Origin of the sequence: Mesorhizobium sophorae (assembly GCF_002270415.1) — a bacterium.
In the GTDB taxonomy this organism is placed as follows: domain Bacteria; phylum Pseudomonadota; class Alphaproteobacteria; order Rhizobiales; family Rhizobiaceae; genus Mesorhizobium; species Mesorhizobium sophorae.
Genome location: NZ_NNRI01000007.1, coordinates 1,189,245 through 1,215,356, shown reverse-complemented (window position 1 = coordinate 1,215,356; position 26,112 = coordinate 1,189,245). Strand labels below are relative to the sequence as shown.

Below are 26,112 nucleotides of genomic sequence, written 5' to 3'. Positions count from 1 at the left end.
GCCTCGGTTTTGAGACAACGACATGCATAGAAACAAAGGCTTAAAGCGCGTCGCATGAATCCGTTTCGACGCGAAGCGCTTTAGCATTTCCGATCGTTAATTGAGGATGCCGAAGGGAGATGGGCCATGGCAAGAGTAGATATAGTACGTGTCGATACACCTGAAGGAGCTGCTGTAAGAGGCGGAGATCCGGTTATGGTCAGCGTGACGATAGATCCCTCAGACACTGGTTGGTTCGACGACAAAAAATACTTGGTAGTTGGCTTTGTTTATGTTGACACCTTAGCCATTACACCGAATCTAGCAGTATACAAAAACTATATAAACATTGATAACGCTACAAAAATCGACTTCAAGGTTTACGCAAAAGTTGACGCTTCAGCCGGAGAGTACTATGTTCAAATCAAGAATACGCACTTCAAGGAAATTGTCATAAGTGACTCTGGGGATGGAACTATTACGGTGTCATAGAACTGACCCCTTCCAAAAAAACGCTGTGACCCCCCGCAAGGTCACAAGTCACACGGTATCAGCGACTCTGCTTTCATGCCGGCAAAATCTCGCTGGGGTTCAGGATATTTTGCGGGTCGGGCGCCTGCTTGATCATGCATGCGGCTTAGCTGCCCCCTCGAGTCTTTCATCTCGCTCCTTGTTACGACTTCGCCTCCCGGAAGGCCGTTCGACTGCGGGGCATACGTGAGAGCCCACAACCATGAGCGCGGGATCAGCCCGCCGGCAGCCCCGCCTTCCGCAGCGATGCCTGATGGACCAGCGACGTCCAGCTGTTGGTCGAGGCGAGGTGGCAGTAGAGCAGCCCGAGCGCGCCTGATTTGCGCAGGTCGAGAAACGCCTCGTCGCTCAGCTTGTTGAAAGCCGGCTCGTCGATCACCTGGAAGTCGGTGAGGTTGAGCACCTCGCCGCCTTCGAGTGTCACCTTGCTCTGGCGCGGCGCGAACAGGCCGTGCGCGTCGATCCTTTCGATCATCACGCGGGTGGCGTTGAAATCGAGCTGGAACTGGTTGCAGAAGGCGAGGGCCTGCCTGGTCGCTTCCGTCGGCTCGGTGCCGTTGAAGAACGGCAAGATCTTTTCGTCGCGGAACGGCGCCAGCAACTGGTCGACGACGCGGTCGCTTGCCCGGTCGACGCACAGCGTCAGCCGGCCGGGCGACCTCGGGTCCTCGGCCAGGATGAAGGGATAGCGGCGGACATAGGCCGGGATGTAGTGCGGCCCGATCCATTTGCCGTCGGCATCGACGAACAGGTTCTCGTCCTTGCGGACGCCGGTGATGATCACCGGAGCCTTGGCCGGGCCGATGAAGACGATCGGGTAGGAGCGCATCGCTGCCGGCATCTCCGAGGCCACCACCGGAATGGCGTGCGCCGAGCGGGCGAAGCCGAAGTCGCTGCGCGCCGTCAGGCCGAGCGAGCCATGCCGCACCGGGTTGAGCGCCTCCGGCGTCGAGTAGAACAACGGCATCGTATCGCTTGCCACTTCCGTCTTTGTATCTGCCATCGTCCGTCCCTTCTCCCGCAGGCCGATCAGGCCGCGACCATCAGACCCCGAAAGCCGGGATCTGTTCTTGTTGCGCTGACCTTGGTTTGGAAACAATCCCGCGCAGGGACAAAGTACTACAGCGTCTCTTGCGCGCATAAAAGGACAGGCGGTGCTGTATTTTGGGGTTTGTGCCGACGAATTGACTTGGCGCGCCGCCGGTGCCGGCCGGGACCCTCTGGACAGCTTGCGGCGAAGCGGCGACAGTGCCGCCGGCAGCAGGCAGAGTGAGGCGAATTGCATGGCGTCGGCATCGGATTTCGAACAGGCGGTCGGGTCGGTTTTCACTGCCGAGATTGGCGGCAGGATGGTTTCCCTCGAGCTGACCGCGGTCCGCCAGATTGCCGCCAGCCCGCGTACCGGCGGCGGTTTCACGCTTTTGTTCAAGGGGCCGCGCGACATCGGGCTGCCGCAGGCCATCTACCACCTTACCAGCGATGCCATCACCGACGACATCTTCATCGTCCCGGTTTCGGGCGACGCGACCGGCTATGTCTATGAGGCTGTCTTCAACTGATTTTTGATTTTCGGCGATCGGCCGGTCGAGGCAACGATCGGAGCACTCCGAAGGTGGGGACAGCTGGACAGATGATCGACCATATCGAGATCGCGGGCGTGCTTGACGAAGCCGCATGCAGCGCGCTGTGCGCGGAAATCCGGGCGGCCAGCGGCCGTCCGGCCGGCCTGTTGGGGCGTGACGACCAGAACCCTGCATGGCCTGAAGTTCGCCGCACCACGCGCGCCGAGGTCTCGCCGGCTACCGAGGCGCTGGTGAATGCCCTGTTGGCGGAGCAGAGGGTGGCCCTGGAACGGCATTTCGGTCTCGCGCTCGGCAATGCTGAAAAACCGCAGTTTCTTCACTATCGGGAAGGCGACTTCTTCGTACCGCACCAGGACGGCAACACGCCGCTGATCCACGACGAGTCGCGGTTCAGAAGGATCTCGGCGGTGATCCTTCTCAACCGCCAGTCTGACGATCCTTCGCCGGCTAACTATGCCGGCGGCTCGCTGGTCCTGCATGGTCCCTACAGCGGTCCGGACCTGCGCGTCGCCATGCCGGCATTGCCAGGCTCCCTCGTCGCGTTTCGTTCGGAAACAACGCACGAAGTCACGCCAGTCACCCGCAACGAGCGTTTCACCATCGTGTCGTGGTATCGCGGAGCGTGACCATCGGCGTCGCCGTCATGGCTGCTCGAATGCACGTCGCGTTGACCCGAACTCAGGACAGGCGTAGGCGCTGCCCCTCACCTGCCTGCCGGCATCCTCTCCGTATAGGGACGGGGAGAGGGGCGCTGTCATCGACGGTTCGCCAACCGCCAGCGTTGCAGAAAAAGCGACAGCGTTGCGGCCAGCCTCTTTCTCCCCGTCCCTATACGGGGAGAAATGTCCGGCAGGACAATGAGGGGCGGCGCGCACCAACGATCCCTTGTTCAACGCGTTTGCGCTAGGTTTCACGCGACGCGCTTTAGCTAGCGCGGCGGTCACTCCATAGATCGTAAAAGTACGTGAGCATCGGAGGCGGAGGAAGTCGCCATTCGCAGGCCGGCATCGCCTGAATCTCAACTCGCCTTACGGCGAACACTCCATCAGGTCGTAGACGCCCTTGTCCTCGGTGACGACGAACCCCAGCCGCGTATAGAGCCGCCTGGCCGGATTGTTCTTCTCGACATGGATCGACACCGCCTTGCCGGCGGCACTTGCTTCGTCGATGAGGTCGCTGAGCAGCGCCGCGCCGAATCCCTTGCGGCGAAACGCCGGCAGCAAGGAGATGTCGATGATGCAATACTGGTTCTGCCAACGCTCGAGATAGAGGCGGCCGATGTCTTCCGCGCCATGCATCACCACCAGCCAGTCGGCTTGCGAATAATGCTTGATGTAATGTGTGTGCTGCGCCCGAAACTGCATGTCGAGGAAGGCGGTCTTCTGCGCCTCGGTCCACGATGTTACGGCCAGTTCCTCGGCACGGGTCGACGCATAGACCCGCGCCAGGAACGGCATATCGGCATCCGTCACTGGACGAAACGTCAGCCCGGCGCCAGCCGCCCGCGCCCAACCGGCCGAAACCGCCACGCGAAAGTCGTTCATCGAAAAATCAGGGGCGCGACGGGTACACGCCCTGCAGCGCGATGCAGAAATAGCAGGTGAGATAGGGTTGCAAATTGTTGTGCGGCTGGCCGGCGCCGGCAGGCGTTATCGTCTGGTCCGACAGCGGCACCAGACTGCCTGGCGCGATATACACATTTCCCTGGCTCGACTTGGCGAACGCGTTGCCGGGGGCGATGTTGCTGTCTCCAGCAACGATCGATGGTGCGGCATTGACCTGGTGGGTGTGACTTGGAATTTCGGACTGCAGCAGCGTCACGGTGTCCGAGCCACCCGTCTCGCCGAGATCATGCAGCGAAAGACCAGGGCCTTGGCCTGGATGCATCGGCGCCCGGCCCTGGAGGTCCGGCAGCGCGAAATTGGACTTGCCGTTGCCGCCATAGGTGGTGCCGAGCAGCGAGAACAGCGCAGTGTTCTGCGACAGCGGCAGCAGTTGCCCATCGCACCAGGCCCATCCCGTGGGCGCGAAATTGAATGGAAAGATGCGGATTTCGGCAACGAACGGATTGGCCATGACGGTCCTCTTTAAGTCGGCGACGGAAAGATTCCGAACAGCGAGATGATGAAGTCGACGCACAGATACGGCTGGAAATTGGTATGTGGCTGGCTGCCACCGACCGGACCGAGAAACTGGGGCGCCATTGCCACCGATGGACTGCCGTTGATGAACGCGTTGACCTGGCCAGACCTGGCGATGACGCTTTGGGCCGGATTGGGCTGGTTGGCGACGTCATTGGACGCGAGCAAAAGGTGAGCGTGTGCCGGGATCTGCTGTGTTGTCAGCGTGATCTCCTCCGCGCCGCCGGTCTCGGCCATGACGAAGCCGTTGCCCTGATGGATCGGAAGGCGGCCTTGCAGGTCCGGCAGCGCGAAGGTGCTCTCACCGTCGCCGCCATAGCTCGTGCCGATCAGTTGGAACAGCGTCTCGTACTCCGAGATCGGCAGAAGTTGTCCGCTGCAGAACATCCAGCCGGCCGGCGCGAAATTTCCGGCAAACATGCGAATCTCGCCAACGTAGGGTTGTCCCATGGTTGCGCTCCCTCAATTCGGCGACGGAAAGATGCCCTGCAGGGCGATACAGAAGCTCAGTGTCAGAAAAGGCTGCATGTTGAGATGCGCCTGGCTTCCGCCGACATTGCTGATCGTGCCGGCAATCATGGCACCAAGGTTTTGCACCGGACCATAGAGTGTGTTCGGCGTGCTGTTGCCAAGCATGTCATTGGCCGGGAGATTGGTTGCGCCGGTCACCGTCGATGCATTGGCGGCGTGGACATGCGTGGGTATTTCGCCGATCGACAGCGTGTGTGACTGCTCGCCGCCACCCTCGCCAAGCGTATGAGAGCCGCCGACATGAATTGGCGTGCGTCCTCGATAGTCAGGAAGCGCGAAATTCACCCTCCCATCGCCGCCAAAAGTGGTACCGAGCAGCGAAAACAGCGCCTGGTTCTGATTGATGGGCAGAAGCTGGCCGTTACAGAGTGCCCACCCCTTTGGCGCGAACACGAACGACATGATTCTGATTTCCGACAAAAACGGCTCAGCCATATGCCCCCTCCGAAACAACCTAGACTGACTCTAGACCGATTACATTAGCAAGTCGACAATAATCTCATAGAAAACGGCCAGCGTATTACTTCGAATGGTTAACGAATCCTTGCCGCCAGCCGCGGCTTCTCTTCATCAGTTAGTCGGCACAAGAACCAGTCCGCCATTGTGCGCGCCCGGCACCGCTGCGTAAGCCTGCGCGCCGCCAGCGTCGAACGAGAACACCGAACCTGCCGGCGTGTTGCCGCCGGCATTCCAGATGGCGGTTGCGATCGCCTGGTTGTTGGCGCCGGCCACAAAATTCTGGAAATACAGATGCGACGTGCTGCTGCCTTCGCGCGTCAGGAAGGCAATGTCGTCGGCAGGTTGGGCAAGGGTCACGGTATTGCCGCTGATGTTCAGATAGGTGATCGTGAGGTCGCCGGCATTGGACCCCGCACGCACATCGATGCCGACCGCGCCGTTGCCGGCCGAACCGGTGCCCGAAAGCGTGATGTTGTTGTTCTTGATCGTCAGGTCCAGAGAGCCGTTGTCGGCGCTCGGACCAGCGCCATCGCCATGTGGCGTAGCAAGGATCGCCGGGTCGTTGCCGGACTTGGTGATCGTGTTGCCGATGATCTCGACGATACCGGTCGAGGCATCTTCGGGATGGATGAAGATCGGCGAGCCCGTTGAGCCGACGCCGCCACCCTGGATGTCGGCATTGTTGTTGATGCGGCCCATGATGACGGCATTGTTGATGCCGAACACGTTGATGACCGGACCGCCATTGCCGTAGATCTTCTTGTTGTTGAGGATCTTGAAGTTCAGATGCGCGGTGTCCTCGGCATTGAGGCCGATGGCGCGACCGAGGCCGCCTTGCGGATCGAACGTATTGCCGTTGCCGCCCGTGCCGCCGTCGGTGATGTTGACATTCAGCGTAGAGGTGTCGCGCGCGAAGGCTTCGACACCGGAGGTCTTGAGACTCAGGAAGCTGCTGTTCGAGATGTTGAGCGTCGCGTTGGCGGTGCCGAAGGCTTCGAAGTTGAGACCTTGCGCGCCGTTGCTGGAATCCTTGGTGTTGCTGAACGTGCTGCCGGCGATGTTCAGCGTCAGGCTCGTGCCATTGTCGTTGCGGATGTCGACCAGATTGTCACCGGCTGTGGCGTCGCCTGCCGCGAAGCTGAACGTGGTGTTGGTGATCGATGCCGTGCCAGTGAGGTTGTAGAACCGCATATCGCCTTCGAAGACGGCGTCGCCGAAGCCGGTCACCGTGCTGTTGGCGATGGTCAGGTTCGAGACGTTCTGGCCGTTGATGCCAACCTGGACGCCGCCGTTCAGATTCAGGTTGGTGAACGTTGCCGTCGCCACGCCGCTCATGTTGATCGCCGCCTGGGCAGCGCTGTTGAATGTTGGGCCGTCGATATTGTTCAACGTACCGTTGCCGGTGTTGGCATTGGTGAAGTTCATGTTCGAAAGAGAAAGGTTCTTCGTCGACGTGAACAGTGCGCCTTGCGCAGTGTTCTGGATGGTGCCGCCGGTACCCGCTGTCGTGCTCACGCCGGTCACCGTCAGTCCACCGTTGCCGGCGGCGAGACCGGTGGTGTTGAGCACGATGCCGTTGGTGCCGCCGTTCGCCGAAATGCTTTGGAACGTCAGGCCCGAGCCGCCGATCGTCGTGCTGACGACGTTGAGTGCCGTACCGGTGGTCGACGTAATCGTGTTGCCGGTGCCCTGCACCGTCACCGTGCCGCCACCAGTGGCGTTGAAACCGATGCCGCTGGTACTATTGATGACCAGGCCGCCGCCGGTAAAGTCGATCGTCGCGCCGGTGTTGTTGGTCAGGCTGACGCCGGCAGCCGCCCCCGAGCTTATCGACTTCGACGCGCCGGAGAAGGTGATGGTGCCGGCGGCATTGCCGTCGAGGAAGACGCCGGTTTGGCCTGCCACACTGTGGCTGATGTTGCCCGACAGGGTGATGTTTTGCGCGGTCAGCGCCCTATCCTGGATGTCGATGCCCCGCCCGGTGCCGCTGGTGATGGTGCCGGCATAGGTGAGACCCGCGGTGCCGCCGGTGTTGGCGCCGCCGGCGCCGTCGCCGATGCGGATCACGGCAGCATTGCCGCCGACCAGCGAGCCGCCGCCGAGGTTGACCGTCCCGGTGCCGGTGACCGTATCCATGATGACGGCGCTGCCGCCGCCGGCGCCCTTGGTGGTCGTGGCGAAATTCACGCCGGCGGCAGCGACGATGACCGTGTCGAGATTGACGGCGATGCCGCTCGTCGTTGTGATGGAATTGCCGGCGCCCGTCACCGAGACCGTACCACCGCCCGTGGCATTGAACCCTGTGCCGGAGGTGGTGTTGATCGCCAGCCCACCATTGCTGAAGTTGATCGTTGCGCCAGCGTTCGTCGCCAGGTCTACCGCCGTATTGACGCCGGTGGTCAGCGTCTTGGTGCCGCCGCTGAAATTGAAGGTGCCGCCGGTGTTGCCATGGACAAAGATGCCGTTGTCGAATCCGCCCGTGGCGGTGAGATTGCCGGCCAGCGTAATGGTGCCGGCGGTGACGCCGGAGATGTCGACGATCTTGCCTGCGGCGGCGGTTTTGCTGATCGTGCCGTTGTAGGTGACGGTTGACGTCCCACCGGCGACAAGGAAACCGACACCGCTCGGATTGGTGATCGAAGTGCCGCTGGAGAAGCTGAACGTGCCGCCCGAGCCGTTGAGGATGTCGACGCCGGCATCGCCGCCATTCAGCGTCGTGGTCCCGTTGAAATTGTAGGTGCCGTCGGCATTGTCGAATTGCAGGCCTGTGCCGTTGGTCGCCGACAATGTGCCGGTCTGGAAGGTAATCGCGCCGGTTGCGTGGCCGCCCGAAATGCTGACCATGGCGGCGTTGTTCGCCTGGGTGATGTTGCCGCCGTAGGTGACGGCGGCGGTGCCGCCGACGACGTTGAACGCGGTTCCGGTCGGGCTGGTGATCGAGGTCCCGCTGCCGAAGCCGAAACTGCCGCCCGATCCGGTGAGGATGTCCACGCCGGCGTCGCCGCCATTCAGCGTCGTCGTGCCGTTGAACAGATAGGTGCCGTCGGCATTGTTGAACTGCAGGCCGGTGCCGTTAGTCGCCGACAGCGTGCCCGTCTGGAAGGTGATCGTTCCGGTGGTGTGACCTGTGACCGCGACCAGCGCGGCGTTGTTGGCCTGGGTGATGTTGCCATTGTAGGTGACGCTCGCCGAGCTTGTGTCGACATTGAACGCCGTGCCGCTCGGGCTGGTGATCGAGGTGCCGCTGCCGAAGGTGAAGGTGCCGCTCGACCCGGTGATGATATCGACGCCGGCATCGCCGCCATTGAGCGTCGTGGTGCCGTTGAAATTGTAGGTGCCGTCCGCATTGGTGAACTGCAGGCCGGTGCCGTTGGTCGCCGAAAGCGTGCCGGTGTTGAAGGTCAGCGAGCCGGTGTGCCCGCCCGAAACGCTGACCAGGGCGGCATTGTTCGCCTGGGTGATGTTGCCGCCATAAGTGACAGCGGCCGTGCCGCCGACGACATTGAACGAAGCGCCCGAAGCACCGCTCAGCGCGCCGGAGCCGAGGCCGATGGTGCCGCCGACACTGGTCAGGCTCACATTGTTGACGCCGCCGGCCGACGAGGTCGAGTCCAGCGCGATGGTGGCGACGACCCCGGAGAGGTTGATCGCCTGGCCACCGGTGGCATTCACGGTCTCGGCGGCCGCGGAAGCGGTGATGCCCATCGTGCCGCCCGTGCCGGCGATACCGGTACCGGTGGTGGTGTCGATGGTCAGGCCGCCGGTGAAGCTGGTCGTGCCGCCGCCCTGCGAGAGACCGATGCCGCTGGTCGTGTCGATATTGGCGAGGCCGGTGACATTGAGCGTGCCGGATGCAACATGGATGCCGCCGCCGGTTGTCGAGGCGTTGTTCACCGTCACCGTGTTGAAATTGAAGGTGCCGGTGTTGGTGTTGATGGCATCGATGCCGAAGCCCGTCGTGTTGGAAACGCTTGTCGTGCCGGTGACGGTGAAGGTGCCGGCAACGCCGTCGAAGGTGATGCCGCTGGCGACGCCGTTGACGACGGCGCTGACGCTGGAGAACGTCATGTTGACGGTCAGCGGATCGAGATCGAAGGCCGCGCCGTTGATGGTGGTGACCACGCCGGCGCTGCTGTTCAGCGTGAAGGTGGTGGTCTTGGTGTTGGCGATGACACCGGTGCCACCAGTGTTGGCGAGGCTGAGCGTGCCCAGATCAAAGGTGCCGCTGGTGTTGGTGAAGCTGAGGCCATTGCCCTGGATCCGCGTGCCGGGAGTGCCCATGCCGAGCGTGCCGGCACTGACGGTGCCGCCGGCGCCGTTGGAATCGAAGCGGACATTGTTGAACACGATGCCGCCGCTGCCGGCGCCGCCGGTCACTTTGTTGCCGGCAAACGACCTGATCGCGATCGAATTGTCCGTCGCATTGATGTTCTGGCCGACGAAGGACGCCGCCAGTCCGGACGCGGTCGACCTCAGCGTGTTGCCGTCGATCGAGAGGAGAAGCTTGTCGGCTGTCGCCGCGCCGCTCGTCGAGAATTCGAGTGCGTTGCCGCCGGCGGTGATGATGTTGTTCTTGAGCACGAAATTGGAGGCAAGCGTGGCATTGACGAAAATGCCGGCGCCGCTGCCGCTGTTGATGGCCGTGACGTTCTGGACGCCAGCGGTGATGACGCCTGTGCCGCTGAATGGCAGGTTGATCGTCGCGGCCGCGCCGCTGCTGGCCAGGATCGGGTGTGAATTGTCGAGGCCGCCGGGGTTCGTGACCACCGTCGAAGCCTGGATGGTGGTGAAGTGGAAGGAGGACGGCGCGCCAAGGCCGCCGCCAACGCCGAGCGGCCCCACGTCGATGTCCGCATCGCCGGACATGAATGAGATCACCGCTTGCCCGTCCTTGAGGTCGAGCGAACTGTTGCCGATGTTGATGGTCGCCTGGTTCGTGTCGACAGTCTTGTCGATCAGCACGAAGACATTGGCGCTGGAAGCCTCCGCCTGGGCGACGCTGCCCGGATTGAGGAAGCTGCCGTCACCGGTGCCCGAAATCTCGCCGGCTGCGTCGATGTAGTAGACGCTGATCGCTGACAGGTTCGAGATGTCGCCGACGAACGTGACGTCATCGAAATCGTAATTGCCGCTGAGCGGCAAGGTGTCGGTGGCGTGGATGACCTGGCCGCCGGTGGTCGAGATCAGCGATTCGGCCGGTCCCGCGCCGTCACCGAACACCAGCGTCGCATTGGTCGTGCTGGAGAACTGGATGCCCTGCGCGACATTGGTGATGGTCGACGTCTGGGTGCCGCCGGGGTTGACGGTGTCGCCGAGCTGGATGGTGGCCGCGCCGGTGGTGCCGGCCATGTCGATGCCGAGCGTGCCGGCAAAGCCGCCGCCGGCGACGTCGAAATCGCCGGCGTTGATGCCGGTGCTGATGACCGCGCCGTTGAGATCGAGGCCGATGGCGTTTGCGCCACCGAGCCCGATGTTGAGGCTGGTGATGCTCAGCGCCGAGCCGAGCGTGCCTGCGACATCGAAGCCACGCGAGGTGATGCCTTGCAGGTTGACCGTGCCAAGGATGATGCCGCCGCCGCCGACATTGTTGAGCGAGACGCCGGTGGCGGCGCCATTGGTGGAGATGGAGCTGAAGTTGACGCTGCCCGCGCCGACCGTCGCGTTGTCGAGCTTGAGCGCGGTGCCGGTCGTCGTGGTGATGGTGTTGTTGGAGCCGTTGACGGTGACCGTGCCGGCGCCGAAGGTGCTGGCGGTGAAGCCGGCGCCGCTGGTGGTGGTGATGCCGAGGCCGCCGCCGGTGAAGGCGAGCGTTGCCGTGCCCTGTCCCGGGCCGATGCTGGGTTGCTTGACGACAGCGTCGTTGGCGCCGGTGTTGAAGGTCTTCGTCGCCCCGGAGAAGGTGATCGTGCCTTCCGACGAACCATCGACCAGGACACCGGTGCCGCCTGTGTGATTGATGGTGCTCGAAATGTTGTAAACGCCGTCGGCGTTGCCGCTGAAGACGAAGGCCGTCGACGCCGTGGTCGAAAGCACCGAACCGCTGAGGTTGAGGGTGGCGAGGTCGCCTCCGCCGGCGCTCACCACGCTGCCCGCATTGACCTTGACCGAGCCGTTGTAGTTCAGCGTGCCACCGGTATTGCCGCCGACAGCGATGGCAAAGTCGCTGGTGCTTGTCGTCGCGCCGATGCTGGCGGTGCCGCCATTGCCGCCGATGTTGACGGTGCCGCCCATCACGCCGTTGAAATCAATGCCGCGCGTGCCGCCGTCGATGGTCAGGCTGGACCCGGCGACATTGGCGATGTTGACCGTTGCAACCTGGCCACTGAACTGGAAGCCGGAAGTGTCGACGTCGATGTTGGTCGTTCCGGTGAAGTTGACGGACTTCCCGGAGCCGGTCGTCACTCCGGACACGGTGACGCCGATGACACCCGTATTGGTCAGCCCGCCGATGTTCACATTGCCGGCGAGGTCGACGTTGTTCAACAGCACGCCACCGGTAGTGGTGGCGACCGACGAAATGTCGTCGAAGGTGATACCGCCACTGCCGACATTGGTAGAGCCCACCAGCAGCCCGTCACCGCCGGAAGCGATGGTGTTGTTAGTGCCGGTTACGCTGACGCTGCTGCCGAACGCGACGAAGCCCGCCCCGCCTGTCGTCGTTATGTCGAGACCGCCATTGGTGAAATTGATCGTGCCGTTCGTGTTGGGGGCCGGAGTACCCGCCGGGAACGCGCCGAGGATGCCGAGGCTGACGGCGTCGGTGGTGCCCGAACTGATCTGCTTGCTGGCGCCGGAGAAGGTGACGGTTGCCGCCGTGCCGTTGTCGATGTTGCCAACGACGATGTTGCCACCGGCCGCGGCGTTGCCGTCGGTCAGGTTGCCCGACAGCGTCACCGAGCCGCCGGTGAGTTCCCGGATCGAAACCGCCGCACCGGACCCGTTGCTGGCGATGGTGCCGCCATAGGAGATGACCGCATTGCCGCCGCTCGCATTGGTGGCCGAGCCGACGTTGAAGGCCGCGCCCGCACCGGTGTTGGTCAGCGTGCCGGTGCCGAGATTGAGCGAGCCGGTCAGGTTCTGCAAATTGATGCCGTTGCCGGCGGCGAAGCTGGCGCTGACCGAGGTGAAACCGCCGCTGACACTGGCGTTGCTGATGCTGACGCCGGTGCCGTTGGTAGTGGAAACCGTGTTTGTGCCGGACAGCGCCACCGCGCCATGGTCGGCAGAGAAGCCGACGCCGCCGCTGTTCTGGATGGCGAGGCCACCCGAGAAGGTCAGCGTGTCGGTGCTGCCGGCCAGGCGCTGCCACTTGACGCCGCCGCCGGTGGCGTTGGTGATCGAGACCGCGCCGGCGAAGGTCACCGACGTCGCGGCAAGTGTGGTGTTCTGGATCTGGATGGCGTTGGACGTCGTGCCGTCGATAGTCATCGGGCCGTTGAACAGCAGAGTCGGCGACGCGGCGAGATCGGACAGCAAGATACCGTTCTGGCCGCCACCGCTCGAATTGATGGCGCCGAACTGCGCCGAGCCGCCGGAGCCGTTTTCGACCCTTGTGCCGTTGCTGAACGAGATCGCCGGCTGGCCGGTGGTCGTCACCGTGTTGCCGGCCGCGCCGAAGAACAGCGTGCCGCCGAGATCGGACACCAGGCCGGCCGCCTCGACGGTGTTGACAGTGACCACGCCCGAGAAGCCAACACGGTTGCCCGGGATGATCTGCGCCCACAAGGCACTGTTGAGCCCGGCGCTGGCGCCGGTACCGTCGATATTGAGAGTGGCCGTGCCGAGGTCGATGCTGGTGCCGCTTGCCGCCGCGCCGTTCGCAACGACACCGAAGGCGCTCGGACCGGGGAACGTTGTGCTGGTCGCCGTCTTGACCGCGACATTGGTGGTATCGAATTTGAGATCGCCAGCCACACCGACCAGCACCAGGCCATAGCCGCCGACGCGGTTCGTCGTGGTGCCGGCGACAAAGGCGCCGCCATCGACCTGGTCGATGCCGGGGGTGGCCGCATTGGCGTCGAAAATGGCGGTCGTCAACAGGAAGCCGCCGGCTTCGCCCTTGTTGCCGAGAAGCGTGATGTCGGAGAAGGCGCTGACCTTCATGGTGCCGGCGCCAGCCGTGCCGTCGACCGAAGCGATGTTGCCGCCCGTGGCCGATAGGGTGAGGTTCGACAGCGCGACCTCGCTGTTGGCCGCGCCGTCGACGATCGACAGTGCGCCACCGTCGCCACCGGCGATCGTCGCCCGGTTGAGCACAAACTCGGTGATGGCGGTGCCATGCACGCCAATGCCGGTGCCGGTGTTGCTGATGATGACGTTGTCGATGCTGGCGCGGCCGGTGAAATCGACCGTGTTGCCGCTCGCCGTCGTCAGCGTCGGCAGCACGGTGTCGACGCCGGCAGGCGCATCGATGATGCTCGACGAATTGATGTTGCTGAATTTGAAGTTGCCGCCGAGCGTGCCGCCGACACCACCATAGGGCGCGGTGTCGATGGAGTCGCCGGCCTTGAGGCCGATCAGGATCTGGCCGTCGGCGAGGTCGAGCGTCTTGTTGCCGGCGCCAGTCTGCTGGGCCAGCATCATGTTGATCAAATTGCTGGTGCCGTTCTGCGACCTGTCGATCAGCGCAATGATCTTGGCGCCTGACGCTTCGGCGCCGGCGATCGAGCCTGGATTGTCGGCGGTGCCGTCGCCGGTGCCGTTCGGGTCGACATAATAGATGGTCGAGCCCTGCGCTTCGGAGATATCGCCGATGAAGCCGCCCGTGGCGCCGTTGACATCCTTGAAATTGTAGGTGCCGGCGGCCGGGAAGCCGCCGGTCGAATTCAGGATGTCGACCGCCTTGACCGTCGACAGCTTGTCGGCGGCACCCTCGCCGTCGCCATAGATGAAGTTGGCTGCGGTCGTGTTGCTGAACTGGAAGCCGATGCCCGGGCCATTGCCGGGCCCGCCGATGGTGGAAGCGGTCGTGTTGGCGGGCGCGCCGGGATCGCCGAGCTGGATCGTGCCGGTGCCGGTGGTGTTGGTGAGGTTGACCGCCGTCGTGCCGGTCGAACTCGCGCTGGTCAGGTCGAAATCGCGCGCGGTAATGGTGCCGTTGACCACGGCATTGGCAAAGGTGATGCCGGTCGCGCCATTGCCAGTCATGGCGATGCCGAGGCTGGCGAAGGACAACGTGCCCGAATTGGTGCCGGCAACGCTGACGCCGGTCTGGTTCAGCCCGACATTGGTTACATTGGTCACGCCGAAGGTGATGGTGCCCGAATTGCCCGACAGGCCGATGCCGGTCGCGCTGCCGCTGGTCGTGACCGCGCCGAACGTCGCCGTACCGGCGACATTCGAAACGGCAAGCCCGGTTCCGGTTGAATTGGTGACGGAGAGCGGAGTTGTAGCGCTGAAGCTCGCGCCAGCGCCAAGCCCGCCAATCACGGCGCCGCCGCCGCCGGTCGCTGTCAGCGCCGGCCCGGTGAAGCTGATCGCGCTGTTGGTCGGCGCCGTCGTGGTGCCGATGCCAAACAGATTGCCCGTGCCGGTCGAGGTGACGCTGCCGCTGAAGGTGACCGAGCCGCCGGTGGTACCGTCGATCTTGACCGCCGTGCCTGGTGCGCCTGCCGAACTGGATATGCCGGCCGAAACCGTGATCGCCGCGCTGCCGCCGGAAACGACGACGCCATCGCCGCTGCCGGAATTGGTGATGGTGCCGCCGATGCCGATCGTGCCGGTGTTGTTGGTCAGGCTGACGTCGGCGCCCGAAACCAGCGTCGTCACCAGGTTGCCGACATTGACGGTCGCGCCGCTGCCCTGCACCACGAAACCCGGGCCGTTGCCGACAACTGTCGCGATGCTCGTCGTGCCGTTGAACGTGTAGATGCCGCTGGCGACATTGGTCAGACGGATGGCATCGCCATTGACGCGGCTGATGTCGACGGCCCCGAAGGTGACATTGCCGCCGCTGGTGTTCTGGATGACGATGCCGCTGGAAACGATGCCGCCCGAGCCATCCACGGTGACGCTTGCGAAGGTCACGCCGGCAGCGCCGATGGTCATTCCGGTGCCGCCGATGAGAATGCCCTTCTCATCCAGCCCCGCGCCAGTCGCCACGGTGTTGCCGGAGCCGGTCACCGTCAGCGTGCCGCCATTGATAGCGCTGAGCCCGTAGCCGCCATCGGTGGTCAGGTCGAGCCCGCCGCTGAAGTTGATCGTGCTGCCGGTGTTGCCGGTCAGGTCGATCGCATTGACTGCGCCGGTGCTGGCGGTGATCTTGCCTGTGAAGCTGGCGCTGCCGCCGGTCAAGGCGTTGATCTCCACTGCGCTTGCCGCGCTGGTCTGGTTGATGGTGCCGTTGTAGGTGACGTTCGCCGATGAATTGGTGACGGAGACGGCGCTGTTACCGGTGTTGGTGATGGAACTCGCAGCCCCGAAGGTCAAGGTTCCGCTCGATCCGGTGAAGACGAAGACGCCAAAGCCGCCGCCGTTGATGTCGAGATCGTCGAAGGTGGCGGTACCATCGAAATTGTTGGCCAGCACGGCCATAACGCTGCTACCGGCGATCTTCGTGTTGCCGGTGAAGTTGACGGTCGCGGCCGAATTGAGGAGCGCGACGCCGGTCCAGTTCGGGGCCTGGATATCCAGATTGTCGATTGTGACGATGCCCGATGCGCCGTCGAGGACGAGGCCGGTGATAGCGCCCGCGATCGTCACGCCACCGACGGTCAGGCCGTTGACCCCGGTTCCATCGATGGCAATGCCTATGCCGTTGCTGACGCTGAGGTTCTTGACGAGGTTGCCGTTGGCGAGGTCGATGGTGCTGTTGGCGGCGTTGTTGAGCGTCGCCCCGCCGAAGCCGAATGGATCGGCCTGCGTCGCGCCGGTAACGACATGGGTGCCGGTGACATTGGCGGGTGGGCCACCCAGGGTGACGGTACCGCCATTGGCAAAGGAAACGATCGACTGGCCACTGGCCAGCGTGAAGCCATCGGCGTCGGTGTCGGTGGTCTGGACAGCCGCCGTCTTGACCAGCACGAAGATCGTGCTGGCGCTGGTCGTCAGATCATCGGCGGCGGCGGCATTGATCAAATTGCTGGCGCTGGAGCCATCGCCAAGGCCGGTGCTGGCAGAGCCAACGTAGATAACATTGGCGGCGTCGAACAGCTGCGGCCCGTTCAGGGCCGTGTCGTGGAAGGCATAGGTGCCGCTGCCCGGGTTCAGGCCGCGCATGTCGAGCGAAGCCGTCGTGCCGGTGATCGATCCGCCGCCGAACGAGAAGGTCGTGTCGGCGGTGGTTCCAGCCGCGCCATGCGTGCCCATCTGCACGCCGGTGCCGGCCGAAATGGTGCCGGTGCCGATCGTCACCGAGCCGCCGGTGGTGCCGGAAAGATCGATGCCGGTCGAACTGCCGGCGCCGGTGATGTCGAGCGAGGTGGCGGTGAAGGTCGACTGGCTGCCCGACAGGTCGAGCCCGGTCTGGCCGGTGGGCAGGCCGGTGATGTCGATGTTTCCGAAGGTGATCGCGCCGTTGACGCCCTGGACGTCGATGCCGACGTCGGGATTGGTCATGTCGACCGGCCCGCTAAAGGTGAGTCCGCCGGCATTGTCGATAGCGCGGATGCCGGGACCATGGATATTGGCCATGGTGATCGCCCCACCGAACGTGACCGCGCCTGCGGAATTCTGGACGAGTATGCCGTCGCCGCCAGGACTACCGACGTTCGAGATGTCGACGGCGCCGAAACTGATATCGGCGGTGCTGTCGACGATCCCCACGCCGAGGGACACCACGTTACTGACCGTCGTTGCGCCGGAAATAGCAAAATTCCCTGAAATGCCGCTAAGCAACAGGCCATCCAGGCCGCCATCATGCGTCAAGCTGGTCAGCGTCACGTCGAGATTGGCGCCGGCCACAGAGACTCCGACTGCGCCATTGCCGGAGATCGCACCGCTGGTGGTGCGGAGTGTACCGGTGGTGGAAAGAATGTGAAGGCCGAAGCCGAAATTGTCGGATGCGTTCAGCGTCTGGAACGCGTATGTCCCGTCACCACTAATGGACAGTCCGTCGCCGGAATTGCTCGAGAGCCGCGTTGTGCCGGTGAAATTGTAAGTCCCGTCGCCCTGGATCGACAGGCCGGCACCGGTATTGCTGCTCGAATTCACATTGTTGGCGGTGACGCTTTTCGTGCCATCGAACAGCAGGCCGTTGAGACTGGCGCCCGAGACGTTCAGGCCGGAGATCGTGACATTGCTGACATTGCTGCCATGGACGCCGTTGGCGCTGCCGCCGGCGATGTTGAAATCGCGCAGCGAGCTATTGTTGGCCAGGGTGACGACATCGCCGCTGCCGGAATCGGTCAGCGTCGCAGCACCCCCTGCATCCGAGACGACGCCGCTGTGTGTGATGTTGTCACCGGTAATGTTGACCGGGATACCGCCGAGCGAGAAGGTCCGCCCGTTGCCGAACGAAGCCAGCGTCTGCCCGGCGCTGAGCGAGAAGCCGTTGACATCGTCGATGGCCGTGCCGCGATTGACCAGCACGAAGATCGCATCTGCGTCGGTGTTGGCATCGGCCGTCGCGATCGTGGCCAGGTCCAGCAGCGAGGAGCCGTTGCCCGAGCCGGTCGCGGAAGCGCCGACGAAGATCAGATTCTGGACGTCGAACAGTTGCGGGCCGCTGAACGTGGTCGAGCCGAACGCGTAGTGGCCGAGCGTCTGGTTGAGGCCGCGCGTGTCGAGCGAAGCGGTGATGCCGGCAATGGAGCCGCCGCCGAAGCTGAACTCGGCATTGGCCGAATTGGCCGGCGAGCCGGCAATGCCGAAGCGCACGCCGGTGTCGACCCCGGCGATCGTACCGCCATTAGTGATGGCGATCGTTGCCCCGCCCGAGGTCGGCGACGAGAGATCGATGCCGATCGACCCGGCGGCACCGGTGCCGGTGACGTTGAGCGACTGTGCGGTGAAATTCGTACGGCTGCCGGAGAAGTCGAGGCCGGTGCCGACGCCGAGGCCGGAAATGACGATGTTGCCGGCGACCACCGCCGCATTGACGCCGGCAAACGAAATGCCGTCGCCGCCGGGGGCCATGATCGCGACATCGCCAAAGCGGATCGCCGCCTGCGAATTCGAAATGGCGATCGCCGGTCCGGTCGTATTCGAGATCGTCGTCGCGCCGTTGACGGTGAAGCGGCCCGAGACCTGATCGAGCACGACGCCCGACGTGCCGCCGGACTGGGTGATCGAATCCAGCACCACATGCGCGGTGATCGGATCGATGAAGACGGCGGTGCCGCCATTGCCCGACACGGTGCCGCCGGTGGTGGTGAAGCTGCCTGATGTCGCGGTGCCCTGCACGGTAATGCCGCGGTCGGCATTGTCCTTCGCATTGAGCGTCGCGAACGTATAGGTGCCCTTGCCGGTGGCATCGAGCCCGTCGTCGCCATTGCCCTGCAGCAGCGTCGTGCCGGTGAAATTGTAGGTGCCGTCGCCCTCGATATGCAGCCCGTCGAGGCCGTTGTTCTTCGCCGTGAAGTCCGAGCCCTTGATGCCGGTCGAGGTGCCCGTGAAGTCGGCGCCATTGCCACCGGCCCCGGTCACCGTGACGTTGGTCAGCGTGGCGCCGGTGATGTTGTTGCCGAAGATGCCGTCGGCGCCGCCGGTGATGGTGATGCCGTTCAGCGTGTTGCCATTGCCCAGCGTAATGACGCTGTTGGCCGGATTGGTGCCCTGGATCGTGCCGTTGCTGCCGCCCAGGTTGAAGCTGCTGGTGCCGCCGCCGAAAAGCAGGGCGGTGACGCTGCTGCCACCGCCGATGACGGTCTGGCCATTGGTCAGCGTCACGCCGCCGGTGGTGATATTGCCGCTGCCGCCAAGCGCCACGACGAAGCCGTTGCCGGCCTTGGTCACCGCATCGTCCAGCGTCGTCGGATCGCCAATGGTGCCGAGGCCGAGCGAGTTGCCGCCATCGGCGAAGAAGAACTTGCCGAAAGCAGCGCCCGTGGCGGCATTGATAGCGAGGCGCGTCGTCGTGCCGCCGTTCACGTCCTGCGACTGGATCCTGACGCCGATATCGCCGCGCACGCGCTCGTTGACGCGTTTGCGCAGGCCTTCGCTGACCGGGTAGACAGGCTCCGGCCCGCTGTCGGCCCCATTGTCGGCATTGTCAGAGCCGTGGCCGGGGTTGAACGGGATGTTCAGCCGGACGCTGCCGGCGAACTGGGTGTCGTCGCGATTGTCGTTGCGGACCTCGCCGGCGAACACCAGCGAGGTGTTGCTGCCGAAGACATCGCCGATCGTATACTCGAACCCGGCCTTGGCACCGGTGACGCTGTGGTCGTCGCCGTGCGGATCCTCGAAGTGGTAGCCGCCGATATCCAGCCGCAGCGAATGCTTGTCGGGCAGGTTGATCGGCACCTGTGCGCCGACCTCGCCCTCGATGCCCCAGGCCGCGTATTGGCGATGATCGATCACCGATATCTGCTCGAGCAGCTGGTTTCCGACCATCGACAGGGTCGAGTCGGTGGAGCGGTCTTTGTAGTCGCCCTTGATCGGCAGATAGACGTTCACATGCGCGTCGAAATGCGGCGTGATCGCTTCGGCGCCGAGCGTCGCGGCGGTGAACTGGTTGCTGTTGAAGTTCTCGACGTTGAGATAGGCGTAGCCGCCGATCATCAGGTCCGGATTGACGATGCGGCGGACGCCGAGACCGACATCCTGGCCGAAACCGTCCTTGAAATCGTGCTTGGCCCGGACATCCAGGAACAGCACCGATTCGGCCGTCTGCTTCAGCGGAATGAAGCCTTCGAGCGCGGCGATGCCGCCATTGTTGTCGGCGCCGACGATGGCGCGCACCTGCGGCTGCCACAACCCGTTCGGGTCGGCATAAGCCGACATGCCCGAAAGGCCAAGCGCCAGCGTCGTAAGCGCCGTCGTCTTCCACAGATGCCTGGCAATTTGCGAACGGCGATAGCCGGCGCGCACGCGGAAGTCCTCCCCACGCGCCGCCATCTCACCAACTTGCCGAGATTTCTCGGTAGTTCCCATCCCAGGCGAGTCCTTCTGGGACTGCACGTCCCGCGTGTTTAAGTTTTACGCAGATTGTATTGTATAGCGAGTCTCGGCTCCTTCGATTTCTAGGGGTTTCCTCCAATTTTCTTTCGTGTGTCCGAAAGGCCACAGTACTTTTGCCGGCTTTCTTGGCGCCGGCCTAGCTTCCGAAACAGTCGCGAGTGTTGTATCAAACGCCACCGATGAAAATACCTGGCAGGGAAAGAAAGAATGCAGGGCCCAAAGAAAATGTCATCAATTTTAGCTCGTGCTAATCTAATGATCGCAAGTTTAGCCGCCCTGTGGCTGGTCCTGTCGGCGGCGGAACCAGCCCTTGCCGAAGACGTCAAGCCGGCCCAGCCCAAACCGATTGATTCCAATGCAAAACCTGCCGATGCCAATCCGTGGGCGGTGAACTGCTCGAGCGGCTCGGCAACCGCCGAGCTTCAGTGCCAGGTGTCGCAGAACCTCACCGAAGCCAAGTCCGGACAGCGCGTGCTGACCGTGACCGTGCGCCGCGACAACGGCAATGGCGGCCTGGCCATGCTGCTCGCGCTGCCACATGGGCTGTTCCTGCCGTCCGGCGCCTCGTTCCAGATCGACCAGGGCCAGAAGACAGTGCTCGCCATCCAGACCAGCGACCAGAACGGCGCCTATGCCGCCACGCCGCTGTCAGCGGATATCATCAAGGCCATGAAGTCGGGAACCAACCTGAACATCGGCATGGAATCGGTCACCCGCAAGCCGGTCACCATTCCGGTGTCACTGGCTGGCTTCACGGCTGCCGTCGCCAAGCTGGAATCCATCAAGTAGCGGGGGTGCTGTCGCGCCAACATCGCGCAAGTCCGCACACCTCTGCCCCATGAAACCGGGCTTGATTGTCTCTACCCGGAATGCTCCGTTGCCGCTTCGGACATCCGGAGAAGAATTCATGACGGGGTTTGTCGACCGCCTGCGCGCGACGCAACTGATGGAACGCGCCGGCCTGCAGGCGCTGGTGCTCTGCGCGCCCGAGGCATTCCACTATGCGACCGGTGCCTGGATCGGCCCGGCGGGACTGTTCCGGCGAGCCGGCGCCGGCTTCGTTATCATCCCGGCCCGGCAAGACCTGCCGATCGGTGTCGTGGTGGCGGATTTCAACGCGGCTCAGCTGCAGGCGGCATTGCCGGACGCCGTGGTCCGCAGCCACCCGATCTGGATCGAAACCGCCACGCTCAACGTCTCGACCACTGGCGATACGCTGGCGCAACGCGTCGAGGCCGGCCTCGCATCCTCTGGCCGGTCGCCCGACTTTTCCCGGCCAGCAACATTCGACCTGGCCAGTTCCGCCCGCGAGCTGAAGCAGGTCTTGACAGGCTTCGGGCTTGACCGCGCGACCATCGGCGTTGACCTCGATTTCATTGCCGTCGCAGATTTCTCGGTCCTGCAGGCGATGCTACCGTACTGTTCGATGGTCGACGGTTCGGAGGTTCTCGATCGGTTGCGGGCAGTGAAGTCGCAACGCGAGATCGAGCTTCTCCAGCAAGGCATCATCCTGTCGGAAGCCGGGCTGGACCGGCTGCAGGTGGATGCAATGGCCGGCATGCGCCAGGCCGATCTCGTCGCGCTCTACCGGGACGGCGTTGCCTCGGCCGCGGCCGGCCTGTCGCTTCCGGTTGCTACCGCCGAATACATGACGCTGGGCGCCCGGGCCAAAGGCGCCGATGCCAGGGCAATGCCCGGCGACCCGCTGAAGTGCGACATGGTCTGCACCGTCGGCGGCTACGCCTCCGACATGTCGCGCAACTTCATTTTCGGGTCGCCATCCGCCGAACAGGCCGAGCTGCATGCCGTCGCCGAGCAGGCCTTCGAGGATGGGCTGGCAGCCCTTGTTCCGGGAGCCTCGCTGGGCCATGTGCACCGCGTCGCCAGCGACAGCCTGGCGCGGCAAGGGCTGCGCTCCTACCGCCGCGGTCATTTCGGCCATGGCGTCGGCCAGTCGGTCTTTTCCGAACAATGGCCGTTCATTGCGGCCGACAGCGATGTCGTGATCGAAGCCGGCATGGTGCTGGCCTTCGAGATCCCGCTCTACATCGATGGCCTCGCCAGCTTCAATCTCGAGGACCAATTCCTGATCACGCCGGACGGGCCGGTTGCCATGAACCGCCTGCCAAGGCGGCTGGAGGCGATCGGGTAGCGGGGGCGGGTTTGGTCCTGGCCGTTGCTCACTTCGGGAGTAGCGCTCCACAGCGCGATGCGCCAAGGTCGACAATTGAGTTTTCGCGCCGTGTTCGGCGCCTTTGCGGCAAGAGGGAAGAAATGCTCGACATGGCACCATCGAAACAGGCGGCCGCATGGCTCGGCTCCTTTGGCAAGGCGCTCGCAGCGGGTGACGTGGCGGCGGCAAGCAACCTGTTCGTCGACGACTGCTACTGGCGCGATCTCCTGACCTTCACCTGGAACATCACGACCCTGGAAGGCCGCGAGGCGATCGCCGACATGCTCGCCTCGACGCTGGCGGCGACGAAGCCGGCCGCATGGCAGTTGACCGGCGAGGCGACCTCGGACGAGGGCACTGTCGAGGCCTGGTTCAGCTTCGAAACCGCCGATGCTTCAGGCCAGGGCGTCATGCGCCTGCGCGATGGCCGCTGCCGGACGCTGTTCACCGGGATGACCGACCTCAAGGGGTTCGAGGAGCGCAAGGGACCGGCGCGGCCGCTGGGTGTGCGCCACAAGGCCGACCCCGACCGCGAGACCTGGGCTGAGGCGCGGGCGCGCGAGACGCGCGACCTCGGCGCCGGCGAACAACCCTACTGCCTGGTCATAGGCGGCGGCCAGGGCGGCATCATGCTGGGCGCGCGGCTCAGGCAGCTCGGCGTGCCCACCATCGTCATCGAGAAGAACGCGCGCCCCGGCGATTCCTGGCGCAACCGCTACCGCACACTCGTGCTGCACGATCCGGTCTGGTACGATCATCTGCCCTACATTCCGTTCCCGGAAAACTGGCCGGTGTTCACGCCCAAGGACAAGATGGGCGACTGGCTGGAAATGTACACGCGCGTCATGGAGCTCAACTACTGGGTCGCCACGAAGTGCCTCAGCGCGTCCTATGACGAGGCCGAAAAGGTCTGGACCGTCGTGGTGGATCGCGTCGGCCGCCACATCACGCTGAAGCCGAAGCATATTGTTTTCGCCACCGGTGCCTATGGTCCGCCGCGGCGGATCGACCTGCCAGGCGCCGATCAATTCAAAGGCGAGTTGCTGCACTCCAGCCAGTACTCCAGCGGCGAGAAATTCCGCGGCAGGAAGGTTGCCGTCATCGGCGCGGCAAGCTCCGGGCATGATGTCAGTGTCGACCTCTGGGAGAGCGGCGCGGAGGTCACCATGATCCAGCGCTCGCCGACCACAGTGGTCAAGTCGGACACGCTGATGGAAGTTGGCTTCGAGATCTTTTCGGAGAACGCGCTGGCGCGCGGCATCACCACCGAGAAGGCCGACATGATCGTCGCCTCGACGCCCTTCGCGCTGGTGCCGAAGGGCCAGCAGGCGCTCTACGAGGTGATCAAGGAACGCGACGCGGCCTTCTACGACCGCCTGCGCGCCGCCGGCTTCGCCATCGATTTCGGCGATGACGAGACCGGCCTGCTGATGAAGGCCTACCGCACCGGCTCCGGCTATTACATCGATGTCGGTGCCTCCGACCTGATCATCGACGGCGAGATCGGCGTGCGCAGCGGCGTCGCCATCAAATCGCTGACGCCGACCGGCATCCTTTTCGAGGACGGCAGCGAGCTTGCCGCCGACGCGATCGTCGCCTGCACCGGTTTTCAGTCGATGAACGAGACGGTGGCCGCGATCGTCTCGCGCGAGGTCGCCGACAAGGTCGGCCCGTGCTGGGGGCTTGGCTCCGGCGTGAAGGGCGATCCCGGACCCTGGCAAGGCGAGTTGCGCAACATGTGGAAGCCGACTGCTCAGCAAGCGCTGTGGTTCCACGGCGGCAATCTGGCACTGTCTCGCTTCTATTCGAAATATGTGGCGCTGCAGATCAAGGCGCGCATGGAGGGGATTGAGACGACCGTCTATGGGGCTTTCAGCAACGCCGGACGGTGACGCCCGATCTCCCCCACGTGGGGGAGATTGGCTCTCATCACTCGTGCCGATGCCCAAAGTGCCGCGACGCCACCTCGACATGCGTATGCGTGGGATGCGCCTCGAAACGCTCGGTCTCGCTGGCATCGTTGACCGCCTCGTTCGGCCACCAGGTGCCGCCGATGGCGATGCCTTCGCAGACCAGCCGCTGGTCGGCGACCAGCGAGGCGCCGACCGCGTCGACAAAGGTAAAGCGACCTGGGCGCTGCCGCAGCACGGCGACGTCGCCGACGGTGCCGACCGCCAGCGTGCCGAGGTCGGGCCTGGCAATCGCCTGCGCCGGGGCTTGTGTCGCCGCGCGTAGAACCTCGACCAGCGGCATACCGAGCGCCAAAAGCTTCGACATGCAGACCAGGATGTCGAAGGCCGGCCCGTCGACGCAGTAGAGATGGACGTCGCTGCTGATCACGTCGGGCGCCAGCCCCTCCTCGAGCATGGCCCGCGCCACCGCGAAATCGAACGAACCCATGCCATGGCCGAGGTCGAAGATGACACCGCGCTCGCGCGCCAGCCGCATGTCCGGCCGCACCGCGCCGGAGGCGAACACCGGCGCGTTGGGGAACGGCCGGAAGCAGTGGGTGAGGATGTCGCCCTTGCGCAGGCGCGGCAGCACTTCCGAGCGGCCGGGCGGCGGCTCGTCGATATGCGCCATCAGCGGCAGGCCGGCCTGGTCGGCGGCTTCCAGCGCCAGATCGACCGGGGCGATGCCGCTGGTGCCGCCGGCATGGCGGCCGGACCGAACTTTGACGCCGACCACGACATCGCGGTGTTCGCGCGCCGCGGCCACGACTTCGCGCGGTTCGCACAGCCTGAGATCGCTGCACTCGCCGACCGACACCGTCTGCGAGAAGCCGAAGATGCCGGCAAAGGAAATGTTGACATAGGCCAGGATGCGAATCTTCGAGCGCTCCATGACATGGCGGCGGAAGCCGAGGAAATTGCCCGCGCCCGCACTGCCCGCATCGATGAAGGTGGTGGTTCCGCTTTTGGCGGCCAGTCGGTCGGCATCGACGCCGAGCGACGTGCCGCCCCAATAGACGTGGCTGTGCAGGTCGACGAGGCCGGGAGTGACGATGCAGCCGGCGGCATCGACGATCTGCGCGGCGCGGTCGGCCGGGATATCGACATCGACCGCGGCAATGCGGCCATTGGCGATGGCGACATCGCGCGGCGCATCGAGCCTGGATGCCGGGTCGATCAGCCGTCCGCCCTTCAGCAGGAGGTCGAATTGCATTGAGGTAACCTCCGTTTCGTTGTTTTGCCGCCTCGGAGACTTAGACCGGCCGGTAGGCCACCGCCTCGACTTCGATCTTGATGTCGATCATCAGCCGCGACTCGACTGTGGTGCGGGCCGGCGGGTTCTTCGGGAAATGCCTGGCATAGACCGCGTTGAAGGCGCCGAAATCGCGCGCGTCCTCAAGCCAGACCGTGGTCTTGACAACATCGTCCAGGGTGCAGCCGGCCAGCGCCAGCGCGGCCTTCACATTGGCGAGCACCTGTTCGGTCTGTTCCGTTATGCCGCCCTTGGCCACGATGCCGTCGCTGCCGACGGGAACCTGGCCCGAGACATAGACGAAATCGCCGGCGCGCACTGCCGGCGACAGCGGCACATGCGACGTTCCAAAACACTGCTTCGGCAAGGGATCACCTCCTCTGATGACGTGACGGGATGCCATGGCGGCTCCCCGCCTCGATCGACATCTACAGCGATCGGGGCGATCCTCATA

At 64.1% G+C, this 26,112-nt stretch carries 14 protein-coding genes; 6 read left to right on the top strand and 8 right to left on the bottom strand.

Annotation, left to right across the window (positions count from 1 at the left end; genetic code table 11):
• The first annotated feature begins 126 nt into the window (after positions 1 to 126).
• A complete protein-coding gene (locus CGZ66_RS10260; RefSeq protein ID WP_143748704.1) occupies positions 127 to 471 on the top strand; it encodes a hypothetical protein in 345 nt (114 codons plus the stop codon).
• 253 nt (positions 472 to 724) lie between these two features.
• Here CGZ66_RS10260 and CGZ66_RS10255 read toward each other — a convergent pair whose 3' ends face one another.
• A complete protein-coding gene (locus tag CGZ66_RS10255) occupies positions 725 to 1,513 on the bottom strand; it encodes a SapC family protein (RefSeq protein WP_095084382.1) in 789 nt (262 codons plus the stop codon).
• 280 nt (positions 1,514 to 1,793) lie between these two features.
• On the opposite strand from CGZ66_RS10255, the gene CGZ66_RS10250 reads away from it, so the two are divergent.
• Complete coding sequence (locus CGZ66_RS10250) at positions 1,794 to 2,069, top strand: DUF6916 family protein (RefSeq protein ID WP_095084381.1); 276 nt, start codon at positions 1,794 to 1,796, stop codon at positions 2,067 to 2,069.
• 71 nt (positions 2,070 to 2,140) lie between these two features.
• Positions 2,141 to 2,719 carry a 2OG-Fe(II) oxygenase gene (locus tag CGZ66_RS10245; protein ID WP_095083919.1) on the top strand — a complete coding sequence of 193 codons (579 nt, stop codon included), beginning with the start codon at positions 2,141 to 2,143 and terminating at the stop codon, positions 2,717 to 2,719.
• Positions 2,720 to 3,121: 402 nt separating this feature from the next.
• On the opposite strand, the gene CGZ66_RS10235 is transcribed toward CGZ66_RS10245, so the two are convergent.
• The 5 genes from CGZ66_RS10235 to CGZ66_RS10215 all read right to left on the bottom strand — a co-directional run bounded on the left by CGZ66_RS10235 (position 3,122) and on the right by CGZ66_RS10215 (position 20,218).
• Entirely contained in the window at positions 3,122 to 3,637 is a 516-nt protein-coding gene (locus CGZ66_RS10235) for a GNAT family N-acetyltransferase (RefSeq protein ID WP_095083918.1), read from the bottom strand.
• A 7-nt stretch (positions 3,638 to 3,644) separates the two neighbouring features.
• On the bottom strand, positions 3,645 to 4,169 hold the full coding sequence (locus CGZ66_RS10230; RefSeq protein ID WP_095083917.1) for a phage tail protein: 525 nt from the start codon (positions 4,167 to 4,169) through the stop codon (positions 3,645 to 3,647).
• An 11-nt stretch (positions 4,170 to 4,180) separates the two neighbouring features.
• Positions 4,181 to 4,684, bottom strand: a complete 504-nt coding sequence (locus tag CGZ66_RS10225; RefSeq protein WP_095083916.1) for a phage tail protein — start codon at positions 4,682 to 4,684, stop codon at positions 4,181 to 4,183.
• 12 nt (positions 4,685 to 4,696) lie between these two features.
• Positions 4,697 to 5,200 carry a phage tail protein gene (locus CGZ66_RS10220; RefSeq protein ID WP_095083915.1) on the bottom strand — a complete coding sequence of 168 codons (504 nt, stop codon included), beginning with the start codon at positions 5,198 to 5,200 and terminating at the stop codon, positions 4,697 to 4,699.
• Positions 5,201 to 5,335: 135 nt separating this feature from the next.
• Entirely contained in the window at positions 5,336 to 20,218 is a 14,883-nt protein-coding gene (locus tag CGZ66_RS10215) for a beta strand repeat-containing protein (protein WP_095083914.1), read from the bottom strand.
• A 318-nt stretch (positions 20,219 to 20,536) separates the two neighbouring features.
• On the opposite strand from CGZ66_RS10215, the gene CGZ66_RS10210 reads away from it, so the two are divergent.
• The 3 genes from CGZ66_RS10210 (at position 20,537) to CGZ66_RS10200 (ending at position 24,346) form a co-directional block, all read left to right on the top strand.
• Positions 20,537 to 21,070, top strand: coding sequence for an invasion associated locus B family protein (locus CGZ66_RS10210; protein ID WP_245331051.1), 534 nt, complete (start codon positions 20,537 to 20,539; stop codon positions 21,068 to 21,070).
• A gap of 118 nt (positions 21,071 to 21,188) precedes the next feature.
• The gene (locus CGZ66_RS10205) at positions 21,189 to 22,433 is read left to right on the top strand and encodes a M24 family metallopeptidase (RefSeq protein WP_095083912.1); all 1,245 of its coding nucleotides are present in this window, start codon (positions 21,189 to 21,191) and stop codon (positions 22,431 to 22,433) included.
• A 122-nt stretch (positions 22,434 to 22,555) separates the two neighbouring features.
• Positions 22,556 to 24,346 (top strand): flavin-containing monooxygenase, encoded by a 1,791-nt coding sequence (locus CGZ66_RS10200; protein WP_095083911.1) that lies wholly within the window; start codon positions 22,556 to 22,558, stop codon positions 24,344 to 24,346.
• A 37-nt stretch (positions 24,347 to 24,383) separates the two neighbouring features.
• Here the strand turns inward: CGZ66_RS10200 and CGZ66_RS10195 are convergent, their stop codons facing one another.
• Positions 24,384 to 25,619 (bottom strand): amidohydrolase/deacetylase family metallohydrolase, encoded by a 1,236-nt coding sequence (locus CGZ66_RS10195; RefSeq protein WP_095083910.1) that lies wholly within the window; start codon positions 25,617 to 25,619, stop codon positions 24,384 to 24,386.
• A gap of 40 nt (positions 25,620 to 25,659) precedes the next feature.
• Positions 25,660 to 26,061: a RidA family protein gene (locus CGZ66_RS10190; RefSeq protein WP_206073695.1), complete on the bottom strand. Its 402-nt coding sequence runs from the start codon at positions 26,059 to 26,061 to the stop codon at positions 25,660 to 25,662.
• Positions 26,062 to 26,112 lie beyond the last annotated feature (51 nt).